Origin of the sequence: Paraburkholderia sp. SIMBA_030, assembly GCF_046535245.1 — a bacterium.
Lineage (GTDB): Bacteria > Pseudomonadota > Gammaproteobacteria > Burkholderiales > Burkholderiaceae > Paraburkholderia.
The window spans coordinates 1-261 of record NZ_JAWRXB010000869.1; the positions used below are offsets into that span (position 1 = coordinate 1).

Below are 261 nucleotides of genomic sequence, written 5' to 3' on the forward strand. Positions count from 1 at the left end.
GGCATGCGCGCCGCCGTGGTAGTCAGCGACGCGGATCGCGACAGCCTCGCCGCGCGCATGGCCGACGAAGCCGTGCACATCGGCTCGTCGCACGCGGCGAAAAGCTATCTGAATCCGGCGGTCATTCTCGACGCCGCGCGCCAATGCAACGCCGACGCCGTGCATCCGGGCTACGGTTTCCTCTCCGAGAACGCCGACTTCGCGGCGCAGGTCGAAGCGGCCGGCATGATCTTCGTCGGCCCGGCGCCGCAAGTCATCGCG

General features: G+C 69.3%; 1 protein-coding gene. It reads left to right on the forward strand.

Annotated elements, in window-relative coordinates; genetic code table 11:
• On the forward strand, positions 1-261 hold a 261-nt coding region (locus SB772_RS42485; RefSeq protein WP_410838831.1), incomplete at both ends, for a biotin carboxylase N-terminal domain-containing protein.